General features: G+C 64.1%; 1 protein-coding gene. It reads left to right on the plus strand.

Features of this window, described 5'->3' with window-relative positions:
- The coding region (locus R0J88_RS21625) for a polyhydroxyalkanoate synthesis regulator DNA-binding domain-containing protein (RefSeq protein WP_410901122.1) at window positions 1-256 on the plus strand (256 nt) is incomplete at both ends.

Here is a 256-nt window from a genome sequence, read left to right on the forward strand (position 1 = left end):
GGAAGACCTGCGCAGCCTGGTGCTGGCGGAAGAGGTCTTCAAGGTCGAGGACGCCAAGAGCGGTGAGGACCTCACGCGCACCATCCTGCTGACCATCATCATCGAGCAGGAGCAGGGCGAGGGCGAGGCCGAGGTCTTCTCCAACGAGCTGCTGGAGCAGTTCATCCGCATCTACGCGATGGCCAAGCCGCTGCCGCTGGCCGGTTATCTGGAGCAGGGCACGCGTCTGATGATGGAGCAGCAGCAGCGCATGCAG

It is taken from the genome of Pseudoalteromonas sp. SIMBA_162 (assembly GCF_046535955.1).
GTDB classification, from domain to species: Bacteria; Pseudomonadota; Gammaproteobacteria; order Enterobacterales; family Alteromonadaceae; genus Pseudoalteromonas; species Pseudoalteromonas marina.